At 73.2% G+C, this 18,470-nt stretch carries 18 protein-coding genes; 5 read left to right on the top strand and 13 right to left on the bottom strand.

From position 1 onward, the window contains the following. The first annotated feature begins 3 nt into the window (after nt 1–3). Entirely contained in the window at nt 4–504 is a 501-nt protein-coding gene (locus ABD268_RS18080) for a DinB family protein (RefSeq protein ID WP_344155525.1), read from the top strand. A 22-nt stretch (nt 505–526) separates the two neighbouring features. Here ABD268_RS18080 and ABD268_RS18075 read toward each other — a convergent pair whose 3' ends face one another. Further along, nucleotides 527–682, bottom strand: coding sequence for a YgaP family membrane protein (locus ABD268_RS18075; protein WP_344155522.1), 156 nt, complete (start codon nt 680–682; stop codon nt 527–529). Nucleotides 683–823: 141 nt separating this feature from the next. On the opposite strand from ABD268_RS18075, the gene ABD268_RS18070 reads away from it, so the two are divergent. Continuing rightward, a complete protein-coding gene (locus ABD268_RS18070) occupies nt 824–1,138 on the top strand; it encodes an ArsR/SmtB family transcription factor (protein ID WP_344155519.1) in 315 nt (104 codons plus the stop codon). A 15-nt stretch (nt 1,139–1,153) separates the two neighbouring features. On the opposite strand, the gene ligA is transcribed toward ABD268_RS18070, so the two are convergent. Then, nucleotides 1,154–3,250, bottom strand: a complete 2,097-nt coding sequence (gene ligA, locus ABD268_RS18065; RefSeq protein ID WP_344155516.1) for an NAD-dependent DNA ligase LigA — start codon at nt 3,248–3,250, stop codon at nt 1,154–1,156. A 109-nt stretch (nt 3,251–3,359) separates the two neighbouring features. Here ligA and ABD268_RS18060 point away from each other — a divergent pair, with 109 nt between their 5' ends. The 3 genes from ABD268_RS18060 to ABD268_RS18050 all read left to right on the top strand — a co-directional run bounded on the left by ABD268_RS18060 (nt 3,360) and on the right by ABD268_RS18050 (nt 6,399). After that, nucleotides 3,360–3,983, top strand: a complete 624-nt coding sequence (locus tag ABD268_RS18060; RefSeq protein WP_344155513.1) for an alpha/beta hydrolase — start codon at nt 3,360–3,362, stop codon at nt 3,981–3,983. Between the two features lie 143 nt (nt 3,984–4,126). Then, entirely contained in the window at nt 4,127–4,729 is a 603-nt protein-coding gene (locus ABD268_RS18055; RefSeq protein ID WP_344155510.1) for a TetR/AcrR family transcriptional regulator, read from the top strand. A 29-nt stretch (nt 4,730–4,758) separates the two neighbouring features. After that, nucleotides 4,759–6,399, top strand: coding sequence for an MFS transporter (locus ABD268_RS18050; RefSeq protein ID WP_344155507.1), 1,641 nt, complete (start codon nt 4,759–4,761; stop codon nt 6,397–6,399). Nucleotides 6,400–6,471: 72 nt separating this feature from the next. On the opposite strand, the gene ABD268_RS18045 is transcribed toward ABD268_RS18050, so the two are convergent. From ABD268_RS18045 to ABD268_RS17995, 11 genes are all read right to left on the bottom strand, one after another. Continuing rightward, nucleotides 6,472–7,008 (bottom strand): type 1 glutamine amidotransferase domain-containing protein, encoded by a 537-nt coding sequence (locus ABD268_RS18045; RefSeq protein ID WP_344155504.1) that lies wholly within the window; start codon nt 7,006–7,008, stop codon nt 6,472–6,474. An 82-nt stretch (nt 7,009–7,090) separates the two neighbouring features. Further along, on the bottom strand, nt 7,091–8,086 hold the full coding sequence (locus ABD268_RS18040; protein WP_344155501.1) for a uroporphyrinogen decarboxylase/cobalamine-independent methonine synthase family protein: 996 nt from the start codon (nt 8,084–8,086) through the stop codon (nt 7,091–7,093). Next, nucleotides 8,083–9,186 carry a tRNA 2-thiouridine(34) synthase MnmA gene (gene mnmA / locus ABD268_RS18035; protein WP_344155498.1) on the bottom strand — a complete coding sequence of 368 codons (1,104 nt, stop codon included), beginning with the start codon at nt 9,184–9,186 and terminating at the stop codon, nt 8,083–8,085. Before mnmA ends, ABD268_RS18040 begins: the two co-directional genes overlap by 4 nt. Further along, on the bottom strand, nt 9,183–10,373 hold the full coding sequence (locus ABD268_RS18030) for a cysteine desulfurase family protein (RefSeq protein ID WP_344155495.1): 1,191 nt from the start codon (nt 10,371–10,373) through the stop codon (nt 9,183–9,185). The genes mnmA and ABD268_RS18030 overlap by 4 nt, the downstream gene beginning before the upstream one ends. Before the next feature lie 52 nt (nt 10,374–10,425). After that, a complete protein-coding gene (locus ABD268_RS18025; protein ID WP_344155492.1) occupies nt 10,426–10,635 on the bottom strand; it encodes a hypothetical protein in 210 nt (69 codons plus the stop codon). 136 nt (nt 10,636–10,771) lie between these two features. After that, a complete protein-coding gene (locus tag ABD268_RS18020) occupies nt 10,772–11,428 on the bottom strand; it encodes a nucleotidyltransferase domain-containing protein (protein ID WP_344155490.1) in 657 nt (218 codons plus the stop codon). After that, nucleotides 11,425–12,549 carry a glutamate 5-kinase gene (gene proB / locus ABD268_RS18015; protein ID WP_344155487.1) on the bottom strand — a complete coding sequence of 375 codons (1,125 nt, stop codon included), beginning with the start codon at nt 12,547–12,549 and terminating at the stop codon, nt 11,425–11,427. The genes ABD268_RS18020 and proB overlap by 4 nt, the downstream gene beginning before the upstream one ends. Beyond that, nucleotides 12,546–14,093 (bottom strand): GTPase ObgE, encoded by a 1,548-nt coding sequence (obgE, locus tag ABD268_RS18010; protein WP_344155485.1) that lies wholly within the window; start codon nt 14,091–14,093, stop codon nt 12,546–12,548. The genes proB and obgE overlap by 4 nt, the downstream gene beginning before the upstream one ends. A gap of 96 nt (nt 14,094–14,189) precedes the next feature. Continuing rightward, the gene (rpmA, locus tag ABD268_RS18005) at nt 14,190–14,444 is read right to left on the bottom strand and encodes a 50S ribosomal protein L27 (protein ID WP_344155482.1); all 255 of its coding nucleotides are present in this window, start codon (nt 14,442–14,444) and stop codon (nt 14,190–14,192) included. 35 nt (nt 14,445–14,479) lie between these two features. Beyond that, nucleotides 14,480–14,788, bottom strand: coding sequence for a 50S ribosomal protein L21 (gene rplU, locus ABD268_RS18000; RefSeq protein ID WP_344155617.1), 309 nt, complete (start codon nt 14,786–14,788; stop codon nt 14,480–14,482). A gap of 207 nt (nt 14,789–14,995) precedes the next feature. Then, nucleotides 14,996–18,262, bottom strand: coding sequence for an Rne/Rng family ribonuclease (locus tag ABD268_RS17995; protein WP_344155480.1), 3,267 nt, complete (start codon nt 18,260–18,262; stop codon nt 14,996–14,998). Nucleotides 18,263–18,470: the final 208 nt, after the last annotated feature.

The following is an 18,470-nucleotide window of genomic DNA, read 5'->3' as shown; positions in this document are numbered from 1 at the left end:
CCCGTGACCGACGACCACCGCAGCGAAGCCACCCTGACCGGCACCGAGCGCGAGCAGCTCGAGGCGTTCCTCCACGACAACCGGCTGGAGATCGCCGCCCTGCTCGACGGGGTGACCGAGGAGCAGGCCCGGCGCCGGCTGGTGCCCTCGCTGACCACGCTCCTGGCGCTGGTCAAGCACGCCACCTTCGTCGAGAAGGCCTGGTTCCACTGCTCGCTGGCCGGCCGTACCCGCACCGAGGCCGGCATCCCCGAGGATGCCCAGGAGTCGTTCGTGACCGATGACAGCGACACCGTCGAGTCGGTGCTGGCGGGGTACCGCCGGGCGTGGGCGGAGGCCGACGCGATCGCCGCGGCGTACGACCTGGACGACCTGGCGGTGCACAACCGGCGCGGACCACTGACCCTGCGCTGGATCTACGTGCACATGGTCGAGGAGCTGGCGCGGCACGCGGGCCACGGCGACATCCTCAGGGAGCAGATCCTCGCCGCCGACACCGGCTGACCCCCGGCCCTGCGCGGCAGGATCAGCGGAAGGCGCAGCCGCTGGAGACACCGAGACGGCGGAAGATCGAGGCGGCCGGGCAGAAGCCGGTGATGCTCGACTGGAGCAGGTTGAGGCCGACGAACGCCGTGAGGAGCAGCCACCACGGCGACACGAGGGCGGCCAGGAGCGCGCTCACGAGGATCATGGCTCCGTGAGGGACAGGACGGCACGGTCGAGGTTCACGGATCTCCGATCGATCGGGACCGGCGCGGGTGCGTCGGTGCGGTCCCCCCAAGGATATATTAGTTTTCTCTAATGTCTTAGTCGCGGAGGGCGCATGGAGGACAGCACCGGGATCGACGCGGCGGCGATGGTGGCGCACCGCGGCGAGGCCAGCGGCCTGCTCAAGACGCTGGCGAACGAGAAGCGCCTCGTGATCTGCTGCCTGCTGCTCGGGGGCGACCACACGGTGGCCGAGCTCAACGGGGCCCTGGACCTGAGCCAGTCGGCCCTCTCCCAGCACCTGGCCGTCCTCCGCGAGGCGGACGTGGTGCGTTGCCACCGCGTCGGCCAGCACGTGCGCTACACCCTCGCGTCGGGACCGGCGCTCGCCGTGATCCGCGCCCTGCACGCGTCGTTCTGCAGCCCCTGACCTGCGGCCGGGGCGTCACAGCGCGTCCGGGCCGCCCTCGAGCAGCGTCTTGAAGCCGGCCTCGTCCAGGACCGGCACGCCCAGCTGCTCGGCCTTGTCGGCCTTGGAGCCCGGGCTGTCCCCGACCACGACGTAGTCGGTCTTCTTGGAGACCGAGGAGGACGCCTTGCCGCCGCGGGCGATGATCGCCTCCTTGGCGCCGTCGCGGCTGAAGTCGACCAGCGAGCCGGTCACGACGAGGGTCAGCCCCTCCAGCGTGCGCGGCGTGGACTCGTCGCGCTGGTCCGCCAGGGACACCCCGGCGCGCTCCCACTTGTCGACGATGTCGCGGTGCCAGTCGACGCCGAACCACTCGATCACCGACTCCGCGATCGTCGGCCCCACCCCCTCGGCGGCCGCGAGCTGCTCCTCGGTCGCGGCCCGGATCGCCTCCATGGAGCCGAACTCGGTGGCCAGCGCCCGCGCCGCCGTGGGCCCGACGTGCCGGATCGAGAGGGCCACCAGCACCCGCCACAGCGGCACCTGCCTGGCCTTGCCGAGGTTGTCGAGCAGCCGCTGGCCGTTCGCCGACAGCACCGGCTGGTCGCCCTCGCCCTTCTTCGGGGCGCGGGTGAACAGCGGGGCCCGGCGCAGTGCCGCCTCGTCGAGGTCGAACACGTCACCCTCGTCGGTGACCACGCCCGCCTCGAGCAGCGCGACCGCGGCCTCGTAGCCGAGGCCCTCGATGTCGAAGGCTCCCCGCCCGGCGACGTGGAAGATCCGCTCGCGCACCTGGGCCGGGCACTTCTGGTGGTTGGGGCAGCGCAGGTCCTTGTCGCCCTCCTTCTGCTGCACCAGCGTGGTGCCGCAGGCCGGGCACTCGGTCGGCATCACCCACTCGGGCGTGCCCTCGGGCCGCAGCGCCAGCACCGGACCGACGATCTCGGGGATCACGTCACCGGCCTTGCGCAGGATGACGGTGTCGCCGGGTCGCACGTCCTTGCGCCTGACCTCGTGGGCGTTGTGCAGCGTCGCCATCTCCACGGTGGACCCCGCCACCCGGGTGGGGACCATCCGGCCGAACGGCGTGACTCGGCCGGTCCGGCCGGTGTTGACCTCGATCGCGAGCAGCTCGGCGTTGACCTCCTCGGGCGGGTACTTGAACGCGATCGCCCAGCGCGGTGCCCGGCTGGTCGACCCCAGCCGCCGCTGCAGCGCGAAGTCGTCGACCTTGACGACCACGCCGTCGATCTCGTGCTCGACGTCGTGGCGGTGCTCGCCGTAGTGGGCGATGAACTCCTCGACCTCCCGCAGCGTCGGCAGCACCCGGACCCGGTCGGAGGTGGGCAGCCCCCAGGCGCGCAGGGCGTCGTACGCCGCGGACTGCGACCCCGGCTCGAAGCCCTCGCGCGCCCCGATGCCGTGGCAGACCATCCCGAGGGCCCGGGTGGCCGTGACCCGCGGGTCCTTCTGGCGCAGCGATCCGGCGGCCGCGTTGCGCGGGTTGGCGAAGACCGGCTTGCCGGCGTCGGTCATCGCCGCGTTGAGGCGCTCGAAGGCCTCCACCGGGAGGAACACCTCGCCCCGCACCTCCAGCAGTGCTGGGACCGGGAAGCCCTCCGCCGCGCTCAGCCGGTGGGGGATGGAGTCGATCGTCTTCACGTTGGGGGTGACGTCCTCGCCGGTGCGGCCGTCGCCCCGGGTCAGGGCCCGCACCAGGCGGCCGTCCTCGTAGAGGAGGTTGATCGCCAGCCCGTCCACCTTGAGCTCGCACAGCAGCGCGGGGTCGGCGACCCCGTCGCGCGCCAGCCGGGCGTGCCAGGCCGCCAGCTCCTCGTGGGAGAAGGCGTTGTCGAGGCTCTCCATGCGCTGCAGGTGGTCGACCGCCGTGAACTCGGTGGACACCGCACCGCCGACCTTCTGGGTCGGCGAGTCCGGCGTCCGCAGCTCGGGGAACTCCTGCTCGAGCTCCTCGAGGCGACGCATGCGCTGGTCGAAGTCGGCGTCGGAGAGCGTCGGGCTGTCGAGCACGTAGTAGCGCCAGCGCGCCTCCTCGACGTCCTCCGCCAGGCGACGGTGCTCCTCCAGGGCGTCATCGGTCGCCGGGGTCGGTGCGGCAGCGGTGGTGTCCACGGCACTATCTTGCCCAACGCCACCGACAGCGCCGCACCGCCGACACCCGGACACCGGGGACCCGACCCATCCGGTCCCGGCCGCACGCCGAACCCTGACCGTGGCTGACGTGGAGACGACCGTGACCGAGCCCTCGCTCACCCGCCTCGACCCGGGGACCCCGGCGCGGGCGGCGATCCTGATGCTGCACGGCGGCAAGGAGCGGTCGACCGCCCGGGTCGACGGCCGCAGCGCCTCGTGGCGCCGCGCGGCCGCGATGCAGCGCAGCATCGCCGGCCGCGCCCACGAGGCGGGGACCAGCGTGTGGCTGCTGCGCTACCGCCGGCGCGGCTGGGACGGCGGCCGCGGCCCGGTCGAGGACGCCCGGTGGGCCCTCGCGGAGGTACGCCGCGCGCTCGGCGACGTGCCCGTCGTGCTGCTCGGCCACTCGATGGGGGCTCGCACCGCGGTGCACGTCGCCGACGACGCCACGGTGCTCGGCGTGGTCGGCCTGGCCCCGTGGTTCCCGCCCGGCGAGCCGGTGGCGGCCCTGGCCGGCCGGCGGCTGGTGGCGGCCCACGGGCGACGCGACCGGATCACGTCGTACCGCGCGACCGCGGACTTCGTCGAGCGCGCCCGCGCGGTCGCCTCCTCGGCCGAGCTGCGCGACATGGGGCCGGTGGGCCACTACATGTTCAAGCGCGTCGCCTCCTGGAACGAGGTCGCCGTGCACTCCGCGCTCGCCCAGCTCTGAGGCCGCCGACACCGGCACCAGCCCCGCCCAGCCCAGGGTGGACCAGACCACCTGGCCGAAATCGTTGCGGCGGGAATGCCGCCGGTACCTACCCTGTTCGTGGATGAAACGAAACCGTTTCGTTTCATCGGGCAGGAGGCTCCATGTCGACCATCCACGTCAGCGACAGCGTGGTCAGCCGGCCGCGCGTCGAGGGCGACCGCGAGCAGCAGATCCTCGACGCCACGCTCGAGGTGCTCGCCGACGTCGGCTACGACCGGCTCACCATGGATGCGGTCGCGACCCGGGCCAAGGCCTCCAAGGCCACGCTCTACCGGCGCTGGAACGGCAAGGTGAGCCTGGTCATCGATGCCCTGCTGTCGGCCAAGAGCACGCCTGCCCTCCCGGACACCGGCACGCTCCGGGGCGACCTGATCGCGTCGTTCTGCGGGATGGGCGGCCTCACCGACGAGCAGTCGGTGGCCACCTTCGCCAGCGTCATCACCGCCATCACCCGTGACCAGGACTTCGCCGAGGCGTTCCGGCGCGAGGTCATCGGCCCCAAGGCCCAGATCTCCCGTACGGTCTTCGAGCGCGCCCGCGACCGCGGCGAGCTCGCACCCGACGTCGACATCGACCTGCTCGCCCCCGCGCTCGCCGGCATCGTGCTGCACCGCGTCTACCTCATGGGCGAGCTGCCGGACGAGGCGCTCATCACCCGCGTCATCGACCAGATCATCCTCCCGGCCGCCACCGGCCCCCGCTGACCGTTCACCCCGAACCGAAGGACCTCCTCATGGCTGACCTCACGCAGACCGAGGCACGCGCCCCCGGGCAGCACGCCCACCTCGGGTGGGCGCTGGTGCTCATCTCGATCGCCCAGCTGATGGTCGTGCTCGACGCGACCATCGCCAACATCGCGCTCCCCTACATCGGGGCCGACCTCAACATCTCCCAGGCGAACCTGTCCTGGATCGTCACCGGCTACGCGCTCGCCTTCGGCGGCCTGCTGCTCCTCGGCGGACGCCTCGGCGACCTCTACGGCCGCCGCCGGATCTTCATGACCGGGCTCACCGTCTTCGCGGTCGCGTCCCTCCTCGGTGGCCTGGCCCAGAACGAGGGGCTGCTGCTGGGCGCCCGGGGCCTGCAGGGCTTCGGTGCCGCCCTCGCCTCCCCCGCCGCGCTGGCGCTGATCACCACGACGTTCCCCGCCGGGCCGCAGCGCAACCGGGCCTTCGCGGTGTACGCCGCGATGTCGGGTGCCGGCGCGGCCGTCGGGCTGATCCTCGGTGGCTGGCTGACCGGCCTCGACGGCGTCGCCGGGCTCGACTTCAGCGGCTGGCGGCTGACCTTCCTCATCAACGTCCCGATCGGCCTGGCCGCCGCGTTCATCGCGCCGCGACTGCTCGCCGAGTCCGAGTCGCACCACGGCGAGCTCGACATCCCCGGGGCACTCACCGGCACCCTCGGCCTGCTCGGCATCGTCTTCGGCCTGACCCAGGCGGGCAAGGCCGACTACGGCTGGGACCACCCGACGACCATCGTGTCCCTCCTCCTCGGCGTGGTGCTGCTGGCGGTCTTCGCGAGGATCGAGTCCCGCGTGGAGCACCCGTTGCTGCCGATGCGGATCCTGCGCAACCGCACCCGCGCGGCCAGCTTCGTCGCGATGATGCTGGCACCGGCCGCGATGTTCGCGATGTTCTTCTTCCTCAGCCTGTTCATCCAGCAGATCGTGGGCTACAGCCCGCTGCACGCCGGGTTCGCGTTCCTGCCGTTCTCGTTCGGCATCGTGATCGGGGCCGGGCTCGCGTCCAACCTCGTGAACAGGATCGACCCCCGCTTCCTGGCCGGCGTCGGCACGCTGCTCGCGTCGTTCTCGCTGTTCATGTTCTCGAGGCTCTCGATCGACGACTCCCCGAGCGCGGTCGTGGCCGCACTGGCCCACGGCGGCACGGCGGGTTCCGACGTGAACTACTGGACCTCGATCCTGCCCTGGATCGTGACCATGTCCATCGGCATGGGCCTGACCTTCGTCCCGCTGACGCTGACGGCGGTCCACCACGTGAAGGCGGCCGACTCCGGCATCGGCTCCGGCGTCCTGAACACCATGCAGCAGGTGGGCGGCGCCCTCGGGCTGGCCACGCTGAGCACGGTGTCGCTGCACTACGTGAACAGCTCGGCGGCCGGCATCGGGCCCGACCTGGCGCAGGCCACCCAGGCCGCGCACATCGACCCCGCCATGCAGGTCCCCGGCACGTCGCTGACGTTCATCGAGGCCGCGGGCTTCCAGGCCACCTTCACCGACGGCGCGACGGCAGCCTTCCTGGTGGGCGCGGTGATGATGCTGGGCGCCTCGCTGGTGGTCTGGCTCTTCCTCAACGTCAAGCACGAGGAGCTCGCGACCGACGGCCCGGAGGCTCCGGTGCACGTGGGCTGACGCCCCGCCCGACGTACGACGAGGGCCCGGTCACCGCTGCGGTGACCGGGCCCTCGCCACGTGTGGCCGGGGTCAGGACAGTGCGTCCTCCAGCGCCTTGATGAACGCCGGCAGGTCGTGGGGATTGCGGCTGGTGATCAGGTTGCCGTCGACGACGACCTCCTCGTCGACCCAGTCACCACCGGCGTTGCGCACGTCGTCGGCGAGGCTGGAGTAGCTGGTCAGCCGGCGGCCCCTGGCCAGGCCCGCGGACACGAGGAGCCACGGGCCGTGGCAGATCACCGCCAGCGGCTTGCCGGCCTCGGTCACCCGCCGCACGATGGCCTGCGCCTGCTCGTCGGTGCGGATGGTGTCGGCGTTCACGGTGCCGCCGGGCACCACCACCGCGTCGACCGCGCTGACGTCGAGGTCGGCGAAGGTGCCGTCGACCTCGACCTTCTGCGTCGGCTCGGTGTCACCCTTCACGGCCTGGATCGGGTCCGTGCCGCTGGAGTAGATCTTGACCTCGGCCCCTGCCTTCGCCAGGGCATCGCGGGGCTCGACGAGCTCGGACTCCTCGAAGTGGTCGGTGGCGATGATGGCCACCCTCTTGCCGGTCAGGTCGCTCATGGGGCTCTCCTCTCGAGGCGGTTCGGGGTCCCTTCCCCCTTACCCCGGCCCTGGTGAGGGGATGCCTCCTCCCCCGGCGCGGTCAGCCGGTGAGCTCGGCAGCGCCGGCGCGCAGCAGCCCGAGGACCCGGCGCGCCCACTGGTCGGACGCGCCGGCCAGCCCGCACGTCGCCGTGAGCACCAGTCGGGGACCGGTCGTCGCCGGATCGAGACCGAGCATGTCGAGCCACCGCGCCACGGACTCGGCCACCTGGCCCGGCGTCGGGACCGTCGACGGTGCGCTCGTGGGGAGCACGCCGAGGGCGACCGTCTCCCCCGCCTCGAGCGCCTCGGCCAGCACGTCGTGGTCGGCGGCGGACATCCGGTCGAGGTCCACCGACAGCCCGCGGACGCCCGCACCGCGGAGCAGGCCCAGCGGCGTGCCGGCGGCGCAGGTGTGCACCCAGGGCTCGGCGCCCTCCTCCTCTATCGCGGCGAGCACCCAGCCGAGCGCGGCCGAGGCCTCCGGGAGGTCGATGCTGCGGTGCCTGTGGAACCCGGACGCGGTCGGCACCCGGCCAGCGAGCACCGCGGCCAGCGCCGGCTCGTCGACCTGCACCACCAGCCGGTCGGCGTCCCGGACCCGGCGACGCACGTCGCGCACGTGCGCACGGACGCCCTCGGCGAGGGCCTGGGCCAGGTCGCGACGCGCACCGACGTCGCTGAGCACCTTGTCCCCGCGGGGCTTCTCGACCGTCGCGGCCAGCGTCCACGGGCCCGCGACCTGGATCTTCACCCCGCCCGCGAAGCCCTGCGCCTGCTCCTCGAAGCCGTCGAGGTCCTGGCCGAGCAGGCTGCGGGCGCGGCGGTGGTCGACACCCGGGGCGTCGGTGAGCCGCCAGCCGGCCGGCTGGAGGTCGGCGCCGAGGCCGGCCATCACGGCCAGGGCGCGGCCGGTCATGGTGGCGGTGACGCCGCGGCCGGGCAGCTCCGGGAGGTGGGTCAGCTCGGGCAGCTCCCCGAGGACGGTCCGGACCGCCTCGGCGAACGCGTGCTGGTCCTCGCCGGGCATGGACCCGACACCGGTGGCGATCGTCATGCGTCCGCCGGGACCCGCTGGGTGCTCGCGATCGTGGCGGAGCCGACCACGCGGGTGCCGTCGTAGATCACCGCGGCCTGGCCGGGGGCGATGCCGTACGCCGGGTCGAGCAGCTCGATCGCGACCTCGTCGCCGTCGGTGGTCACCACGGCCCGGTGCTCCTCGCCGTGGGCGCGGAGCTGGACGGTGCCCTCGAGGCGCCCGGGCACCGTGCCGCACCAGCGCGGCCGGATCCCGGCGAGCCGGTCGACGGCCAGCCGCTCGCGGGGTCCCACGGTGACCGTGCCGGACACCGGCTCGATGTCGAGCACGAACCGCGGCTTGCCGTCGGGCGCGGGCCGACCGATGCGCAGCCCCTTGCGCTGCCCGATCGTGAAGCCGTAGGTCCCCTCGTGCCGGCCCAGCACGTCGCCGGAGGCCTCGTCGACGATGTCGCCGCCGTGGTTGGGCGCCTTCTCGCCGAGCTTCTCCCGCAGCCAACCGGCGTTGTCGCCGTCGGCGACGAAGCAGATGTCGTGGCTGTCGGGCTTGTCGGCGACCAGCAGCCCCCGCGCGGCGGCCTCGCGCCGCACGTCCTCCTTGCGCGAGTCACCCAGCGGGAAGAGGGAGTGCGCCAGCTGGTCCTGGTCGAGGACCCCGAGCACGTAGGACTGGTCCTTGCCGTCGTCGACGGCCCGGTGCATCTCGATCAGGCCGTCCGCCCCGGTCCGCAGCTGCGCGTAGTGCCCGGTGGCGACCGCGTCGAACCCGAGTCCCAGGGCCCGGTCCAGCACGGCGGCGAACTTGATCTTCTCGTTGCACCGCAGGCAGGGGTTGGGGGTGCGGCCGGCGGCGTACTCGTCCATGAAGTCCTCGACCACGTCCTCGTGGAAGCGGTCGCTGAGGTCCCACACGTAGAACGGGATGCCGATCACGTCGGCGGCGCGGCGCGCGTCGTTGCTGTCCTCGATGGTGCAGCAGCCGCGGGCCCCGGAGCGGTACGACGCGGGGTTGCGCGAGAGGGCGAGGTGGATGCCGGTCACCTCGTGGCCGGCCTCGGCCGCGCGGGCGGCGGCGACGGCCGAGTCCACGCCGCCGGACATCGCGGCGAGGACCCTCATGCCGGCCTCTTCGCCATCCGGGCGCGCTCCACGACCGGGCCGATCGCCTCGACGAGCGCGTCGACGTCGGCCCGGGTGGAGGTGTGGCCGAGCGAGAACCGCAGCGAGTGGCGCGCGGCCTCGGCGGTGCAGCCCATCGCGAGCAGCACGTGGGAGGGCTGCGGGACCCCGGCCGAGCAGGCCGACCCCGTGGAGCACTCGATCCCGCGGGCGTCGAGCAGCATCAGCAGGGAGTCGCCCTCGCAGTCGGGGAAGCCGAGGTGCGCGTTGCCGGGCAGCCGGCCCCCCTCGGCGTCGAGCGGAGCACCGTGGACGTGCGCGTCGGGCACCACCTCGATGACGCGGCGGACCAGGTCGTCGCGCAGCGCGCTGACCCGGGCGGCGTGGTCGGCCTGGTGCTTGACGGAGAGCTCGACGGCGGCCGCGAAGCCGGCGATGGCCGGGGTGTCGATGGTGCCGCTGCGGATGTCGCGCTCCTGGCCGCCGCCGTGCACCAGCGGCGTTACGCCGACCTCGCGGCGTACGACGAGCGCGCCGACGCCGTACGGCCCGCCGACCTTGTGGCCGGTCAGGGTGAGCGCGTCGACGCCGGAGGCCGCGAAGTCGACCGGGACCGCGCCGACGGCCTGGACCGCGTCGGTGTGCACGGGGATGCCGTGCTCGGCGGCGATCGCGACAACCTGGTCGATCGGCTGGAGGGTGCCGACCTCGTTGTTGGCCCACATCACCGAGACCAGCGCGACGGAGCCGGGGTCGCGGGCGATGGAGGCGCGCAGCGCGTCGAGGTCCAGCCGCGCCTCGCCGTCGACCGGCAGCAGCTCGACCTCGGCGCCCTCGCGCTCCTCGAGCCAGCGCAGCGGGTCGAGGACGGCGTGGTGCTCGACCGCGGTGGTGAGGATGCGGGTGCGAGCCGGGTCGACCGCACGCCGGGCCCAGTAGATGCCCTTGACCGCCAGGTTGTCCGCCTCGGTGCCGCCGGAGGTGAAGACGACCTCGCTGGGACGGCAGCCCATCGCCTGCGCGATCGTCTCGCGGGACTCCTCCACCACCCGCCGGGCCTTGCGGCCGGACGCGTGCAGGGAGCTGGGGTTGCCCACGTCGAGCAGGTGCGCCGTCATCGACTCGACGGCCTCCGCACGCATCGGCGTGGTGGCGGCATGATCGAGATAGGCGGTACGGGTGGTCATCGCACCGACCAGCGTACGGCGCCCCCGGCTGCCCCGCCCAACCGCGGTCGGGTCAGCCGCTGCACTCCTCGACGCCGTCGACCAGCCAGCCGTTGCTGCCCCGGAACATCGAGACCGCGCGGACGATCTCGTGGTCCTCGTCCACCACCAGCCAGCGGGCCGCACGGTGCGGCCGCTTCTTCTCCCGGACCACCGGCAGCCCGTGCGGGTTGTACCTCGCGAGCGCCTCCCCGCGGGTGTCGGCACCGGCGGCGTCGGACACGTGGTCGATCGACGACCCCGACCTCGTCTCGCAGCCCTCGGTCGGCCAGTGCGGCCGCACGACCTCCCGTGGGGTCGGGTCGTCCGCGGCGGGTGTGTCCGACCCGCACGCGGTGATCAGGGCCGCCGTCGGTTCCTCAGGCCAGCCGCTCGAGCCAGGCGTGGCCCGGGTACAGCTCGCGCACTGCCTCGCGCAGCCAGGTGCGCGCACCCGGCTCGAGGAGCGGCCAGGTCCGGTCGAGGTCGCGGTCGTCCTTCGGCCGCTGCAGGGCGGCCTTGTAGAGCAGCGTGATCTCGGGCCGCAGGTAGCGGATCCCGTCGGCGGCCACCCAGGTGACCTGCTCGAGCGGGGCGACGTGGGCGGGCATCCGCTTGTTGGTCCACAGGCCGTCGCGGTCCGGCGTGATCGGCAGGTCGATCACCCACGGGTCCTGGGCGCCGGCCCGCACCCAGATCTGGCTCTCCACGCTGAGGGGCTCGGGGAACCGGTCGTCGAGCGGCCGCAGCGTGCCCCCGTGGTTGCTCCACAGGTGCCAGCGGTCGCCGACGTGCTCACGCAACGCCGGCACGTCGCAGGCGAGGATCGAGAGGTCGACGTCCTCGTGCTCACGGGGCGCCCCGGTGAACGCCTCGATCGACCAGCCGCCCACGATCCACCACGGCCGTGGGAAGCCGGCCATGAACTCCCGCAGCGCGGCCGGGTCGAACGGCGCCCACGCGCCGTACCGGCGGAAGAACGCCTCGTCCTCGGCCATCTCCTCCGCGCTGCGCGGCAGCGGCTCCCGTGCAGTCACAGCAGGACCAGGTCGTCGCGGTGCACGACCTCGCGCTCGTAGCCGGAGCCCAGCTCCTGCTTGAGCTCGTGCGAGGACCGGCCGAGCAGGCTCGGCACCTCCCCCGCGTCGAAGTTGACCAGTCCCCGGGCGACCGGGACGCCGTCCGGGTCGCACAGGTCGACCGGGTCGCCGGCGACGAAGCTGCCCGAGGCCCCGGTGACGCCGGCGGCGAGCAGGGAGGCGCGGCGCTCGACCACGGCCCGGACCGCACCGGCATCGAGGTGCAGGCTGCCCTTGGGCTCCGTGGCGTGCGCCAGCCAGAGCAGCCGGGTCGGGCGACGGCGGCCGGTGGCGTGGAAGAGGGTGCCGACCGGGTGCCCCTCGAGCGCCTCGGCGGCGCGGTCTGCGGCGGTCAGCACCACCGGGATCCCCGCGCCGGTGGCGATGCGGGCCGCCTCGACCTTGGTCTGCATGCCCCCGGTCCCGACGCCGGCCGCCCCGGCGCTGCCGATGCTCACCGAGTCCAGGTCGGCCTCGGTGGCCACGTCGGTGACCAGGGAGCTGCCCGGGTCGGCCGGGTGGGCGTCGTACAGCCCGTCGACGTCGGAGAGCAGCACCAGCAGGTCGGCGTGCACGAGGTGGGCGACCAGCGCGGCCAGCCGGTCGTTGTCGCCGAAGCGGATCTCCGTGGTCGCGACGGTGTCGTTCTCGTTGACGATCGGAAGCACGCCGAGGTCGAGCAGCTTGGCGAAGGTCTGGTAGGCGTTGCGGTAGTGGGAGCGGCGGGTGACGTCGTCCAGCGTGAGCAGCACCTGGCCGGCGATCACGCCGTGCCGCGCGAGCTCCTCGGTGTAGCGGTGCACCAGCAGGCCCTGGCCCACCGACGCCGCGGCCTGCTGCGCGGCCAGGCCGCGCGGACGTCGGCTCAGGCCCAGCGGCGCGAGTCCGGCGGCGATGGCGCCGGAGGAGACCAGCACCACCTCGGCACCGCGGGCGCGCACCGCCGCGAGCACGTCGACGAGCCGGCTGACCCGCGCCGGGTCGATCCCGCCGGCGGCGGTGGTCAGGGACGAGGAGCCGACCTTGACCACCACGCGTCGGGCCCCCGTCACCTCGACCCGTGGCTCGCGACCGCTCATTCCTGCTCGCTCACCCCGGGGTCGTTCTCCGCCCAGTCGGGGTCGTCGTGGGTGCCGATCTCGTACGACGTGGGGCCGAGCCGCTCGGGCTTGTCCAGGCGGCGTGCCACGTCGGCGCGGGTCTCGCCCTCGGCTCGGTCGTCCATCGCGTCATCGATGGCGCGGCGGCGGCGGGCCGCGGCGCGCGACTCGTCGAACCGCTGGTCCTCGCCGCGCCGGCCGAGCATCTCGACGCCGGCGTCGACGCCGGGCTTGAAGTCGAAGACCACCGAGTTGTCGGGGTGGCCGATGAGGACGGTGTCGCCCTCCACGGCACCGAGCTCGACGAGCCGGGTCTCGACGCCGAGCCGGTTGAGCCGGTCGGCGAGGAAGCCGACCGCCTCGTCGTTGCTGAAGTCGGTCTGCCGGACCCAGCGCTCGGGCTTCTCGCCGCGCACCCGCCAGCCCTCGCCGGTCTCGGTGACGGTGAACGAGTCCGACCCGTCCGCGGAGGGCGGCCGGAGCACGATCCGCTGCGCCTCGACGACCGGCTTCTCAGCACGGGCGCGAGCCACGATCTCGGCCATCGCGAAGGTCAGCTCCCGCATGCCCTCCCCCGACGCCGCCGACACCGGGAAGACCCGCAGGCCGCGCTCGCGCAGCTCCTCGACGACGAAGCCGGCGATGTCCCGGCCGTCCGGCACGTCGATCTTGTTCAGGGCCACCAGCCGGGGCCGGTCCTCGAGACCGCCGTACCGCGCCAGCTCGTTCTCGATGATGTCGAGGTCCTCGACCGGGTTCCGGCCGGGCTCCATGGTGGCGGTGTCGATGACGTGGACCAGGGCCGCGCAACGCTCGATGTGGCGCAGGAAGTCGTGACCGAGGCCGCGGCCGTCGCTGGCGCCCTCGATCAGGCCGGGGACGTCGGCGACGGTGAAGGTGGTGTCACCGGCGGTCACGACGCCGAGGTTGGGCACCAGCGTGGTGAACGGGTAGTCGGCGATCTTCGGCCGGGCCCGCGAGACCGCCGCGATCAGGCTCGACTTGCCGGCGCTGGGGAACCCCACCAGGCCGATGTCGGCGACCACCTTGAGCTCGAGCACGATCTCGAGCTCGTCGCCGGGCTCACCGAGCAGCGCGAAGCCGGGGGCCTTGCGCTTCGAGGAGGCCAGCGCGGCGTTGCCGAGGCCGCCGCGGCCGCCCTGGGCGACGACCAGCTCGGTGCCCGGGCCGACCATGTCGGCCAGCACGTTGCCCTTCCGGTCCGTCACCAGGGTGCCGTCGGGGACCGGCAGCACGAGGTCGGCGCCGTGGGCGCCGTTGCGGTGGCCCCCCGCGCCGTGGCCGCCGTGCTCGCCGCGGCGCTTCGGGCTGTGGTGGTAGTCGATGAGCGTGGTGACGTCCGGGTCCACCCGGAGGATCACCGAGCCACCCGGGCCGCCGTTGCCGCCGTCGGGGCCGCCGAGCGGCTTGAACTTCTCCCGGTGCACCGAGGCGACACCGTTGCCGCCCCGACCGGCGCTGACGTACAACGTCACCCGGTCCACGAAGGTGGGTACAGCCATGGGTCAACCGCCGATCGAGCTTGTGTGGAGCAAATGGGCGAAGGGCGCCCCGTCGACAGGGACGCCCTTCGTGGAAAGCCTCAGGTGAGCGTCAGGTCACTCGCCCGGAACGATGTTGACGACGCGACGACCCCGGCGGGTGCCGAACTCGACGGCGCCCGCGACGAGCGCGAACAGGGTGTCGTCACCGCCGCGGCCGACGCCGCTGCCCGGGTGGAAGTGGGTGCCACGCTGGCGCACGATGATCTCGCCGGCGTTGACCGTCTGGCCGCCGTACCGCTTGACGCCGAGCCGCTGCGCGTTGGAGTCGCGACCGTTCTTGGTGGACGCCGCGCCCTTCTTGTGTGCCATTTCGAGTCCTTAGGTGTCTCGGAGCCGTGCTGCGCTCAGAGGGAGATGTCGGTGACCTTGACCTGGGTGTACTTCTGACGGTGCCCCTGGCGCTTCTTGTACCCGGTCTTGTTCTTGTACTTCTGGATGATGATCTTGGGGCCCTTGGTGGCACCGAGCACCTCGACGGTCACGGAGGCCTTGTCGAGCGCCTTCGCGTCGGAGGTGATGGTCTCGCCATCGACAGCGAGGACGACGGGAAGGCTCAGCGTCTGGCCCACCTCGGTCGTCACCTTGTCGATCTCGATGACGTCGCCCACGGCAACCTTCTGCTGCTTGGCGCCTGCGCGCACGATCGCGTACACCGCGGTCTCCTTCGTCGATTCCGTCTGCTGCATCAGTCTGGGTCTGGGGCTGCTCCGCACGCATCAGCGATCCCCGGCTCGAACCTGGATCGGCGATGGCGCGGACTGCCACACAGAGAGCGGCACGCATGAGCGCACCGAGGGTCAATAGTACGGATCGGGAACCCAGACCGCAAAACACGGCGCCGGGCCCCCCGACCCGCATGATCAGCGCTTGCGCGAGCCCTTCTTCTTGACCGGGACGTGCTCGACCGGGTGGCTGTCCTCGGCCTGCGCGTCCGCGTCGGTGCCGGGCTCCGATTCCGCCGTGCCGGGCTCCACGGAGCCGTGCACCGGGGGCGCCCCCACGCTGCCGACGCTGCCGGGCGGCATCGAGGTCGCGGCCGGCATGGCCGGAACCGTGCCGTCACCCGTCGGCGCCGCGGCGTCCGTGCCTGCCGCGGGCGGACCGGCGGGGCGGCTCGCGCTCCGGCCACGGGTGCGCGTGACGACCTTGGGCGGCTCGACCGGGGCCGCCGGCTCGGCGACCGGGGGCTCGGCGGCCGGCGCGGCCTCGATCACCACCGGTGCGGGTGCGGTCTGCTGCTCGGGCTGTCCGGCGGGGCGGCTCGCCGCCCGCCGCCGGGTCCGGGTGACGACCTTCGGGGCAGCGGGCTCGGCAGGCTCGGACTGCTTCTCCTCCGCCGTCGGCGCCTGGGGCGACTCGGCGGGCGCCTCGGTCGCGGCGGGCTTCTCGGTCGCGGCGGGCTTCTCGGTCGCGGCGGGCTTCTCCGCGGGCCGCTTCTTCGCCACGGGCCGCTGCTGCTCCTCGGCCGGCTGCGCCTGCTCCTCCGCCTGCGCCTTCTCGGCGTTCTCCGGCTTGGCGACCGCCGCCACGTCCTTCGGGGACGGAGCGGACTTGCCACCCGGGCCGCCGTTCCCACCGCCGTCGTGGTGGCCGCCGTCGTGGTGGCCGCCGTCGTCCTGGCCGCGGCCGCGGCCCCCGCGGCTGCGGCGACCGCCGCCGCGGCGCGAGTCATCCTCGGCCTTCTTCGGCTCGACCGGGGCGTCCTTGATCACGACGCCGCGACCCTGGCAGTGCTCGCAGTTCTCGCTGAACGCCTCGACCAGGCCGGTGCCGATCCGCTTGCGGGTCATCTGGACCAGGCCCAGCGAGGTCACCTCGGCCACCTGGTGGCGGGTGCGGTCCCTGCCCAGGCACTCGACGAGGCGACGCAGCACCAGGTCGCGGTTGGACTCCAGGACCATGTCGATGAAGTCCACGACGATGATGCCGCCGATGTCGCGCAGCCGGAGCTGGCGGACGATCTCCTCGGCCGCCTCCAGGTTGTTCTTGGTGACGGTCTCCTCGAGGTTGCCGCCCGAGCCGGTGAACTTGCCGGTGTTGACGTCGACGACCGTCATCGCCTCGGTGCGGTCGATGATCAGCGACCCACCGGAGGGCAGCCACACCTTCCGGTCCAGGCCCTTGGCGATCTGCTCGTCGATCCGGTACGTCGCGAACACGTCCTTGCCGTTGTCGTTCGGCTCGAAGCGCTCGAGCCGCTGCTCCAGGTCGGGCGCCACGTGCGCGACGTACCCCTGGACGGTGTCCCACGCGTCCTGACCCTGGATCACCAGCTTGGTGAAGTCCTCGGTGAACAGGTCACGCACGACCTTCAGGGTCAGGTCGGGCTCGCCGTACAGCAGCTGCGGCGCGCTGCCCTTGGACTTCTTCTCGATGTCCTCCCAGCGCGCCTTGAGCCGCTCGACGTCGCGGGTCAGCTCGTCCTCGCTGGCGCCCTCGGCGGCGGTGCGCACGATGACGCCCGCGCTGTCCGGCACGATCTCCTTGAGCAGCGTCTTGAGCCGGTTGCGCTCGGTGTCCGGCAGCTTGCGGGAGATGCCGCTGGTGGTGCCGTCGGGCACGTACACCAGGAAGCGGCCGGCCAGGCTGATCTGGCTGGTGAGGCGGGCGCCCTTGTGCCCGATCGGGTCCTTGGTGACCTGCACCAGGACCGGCTGGCCCGAGGTGAGCACCGACTCGATCTTGCGGGGCTGGCCGTCGCGGTGGCCGAGCGCCGACCAGTTGACCTCGCCGGCGTAGAGGACCGCGTTGCGGCCCTTGCCGATGTCGATGAAGGCGGCCTCCATCGAGGGCAGGACGTTCTGCACCCGGCCGAGGTAGACGTTGCCGATCAGCGAGGTCTGGGACTCACGAGCGACGTAGTGCTCGACGAGGACCTTGTCCTCCAGCACGCCGATCTGGGTGAGCTCGTGGCGCTGGCGGATGACCATGACGCGCTCGACGGCCTCGCGGCGGGCGAGGAACTCGGCCTCGCTCACGATCGGGGCGCGGCGGCGGCCGGCCTCCCGGCCCTCGCGGCGCCGCTGCTTCTTGGCCTCGAGGCGGGTGGAGCCGGACACGGCCGTGATCTCGTCCTCGGCGTTCCGCTGCCGGCGGACCCGGGTCACGGTGTTCTGCGGCTCGTCACCGGAGTCGCCGGAGTCATCGCCGGAACGGCGACGCCGGCGGCGGCGGCGCGAGGACCCGTCGCCCCCGGTCTCCTCGGACTCGGCCTCGGGCTCGGTCGTCTCGGGCTCCTGCTCGGCGGCGGAGCCGTTCTGGGCGTCGCCGTTCTCGCCCTCACCGGACTTGCGGCGCCGACGGCCACCGCGGCGGCGCCGGCGACGACCGCCGCCCTCACCGCCCTCGCCCTCCTCGCCGTCCGCGGACTCGCCGGGGCCCTGCGCCGCGGGCTGCTCGGCAGCGGGCGCGGCCTGGGTCTCGGTCTCGGTCTCGGACGACGCCGGGCCCGCGGACTTGCCGGACTTGCCGGACTTGCCGCCCTTGCCCGACTTCTCTGCCTTGGCCGGCTGCGCGGCCTTGCCCTCCGGCTCGGCCTTGCCCTCTGCCTCGGCGGTGGCCTCGCCCTGGTCGGCCTGGGTCTCAGGCTTCGGCTGGGCGGCCTTGCGGGTGCGCTTGGCCGGTGCCTTCGTGGGCTCGGGAGCCTTGAACAGCAGCATCGGGGCCGCGGCCTCGACGGCGGCCGGCTCTTCGGGAGTCTCGGCAGCCGGAGGCCGGGCGGGCTCCTCCTCGACGGGAAGCTCGAGCGGAGCCTCGGCGGGGGCGGCCTTCTTCGCGGCCGTCTTCTTCGTGGTGGTCTTCTTGGCGGCCGTCTTCCTGGCCGTGGTCTTCTTGGCAGCCGCCTTCTTCGCCGGGGCCTCCTCGGCGGGCTGCGGCGACGGCTCGCTCGCGAGGTCCTCGACGACCGGGAGCGGCTCGTCGGCCACCGGGGCCGCCGTCTTCTTCGCGGTGGTCCTCTTCGTGGCCGCCTTCTTGGCGGGGGCCTTCTTCGCGGTGGTCTTCCGCGCGGCCGCCTTCTTCACCGGCGCGGCCTCGGCCCCGTCGATCTCGGCGGGGGCGGCGCCGGCGTCGGGCGCCGGAACTTCCTCGCCCGTGGTGGATTCTGCGGTGTGGAGGTCGTCGGGCATGTACTGCTCCTCGACCCGGTGCCTCGGCACCGGGCGTGTCGGACGCCGGGACCCGCGAGCTCAGGGTCGACGGCGCTAAGCCTTCGATGGCGACGACACTCTCCGCAGCGCGTCACTGGATGGCCGACACATCACCTGCCGCGGTCGCCGGGCGCAGTCGGTCTGACTGCCGCGGGTCGCTGTCACCGACCCACCTGCCGCGTCGCGG

Origin of the sequence: Nocardioides koreensis, assembly GCF_039531775.1 — a bacterium.
Classification (GTDB): domain Bacteria; phylum Actinomycetota; class Actinomycetes; order Propionibacteriales; family Nocardioidaceae; genus Nocardioides; species Nocardioides koreensis.
The sequence above is the reverse complement of the archived record's forward strand: the minus strand, read 5'-3'. Positions and strand labels throughout refer to the sequence as shown.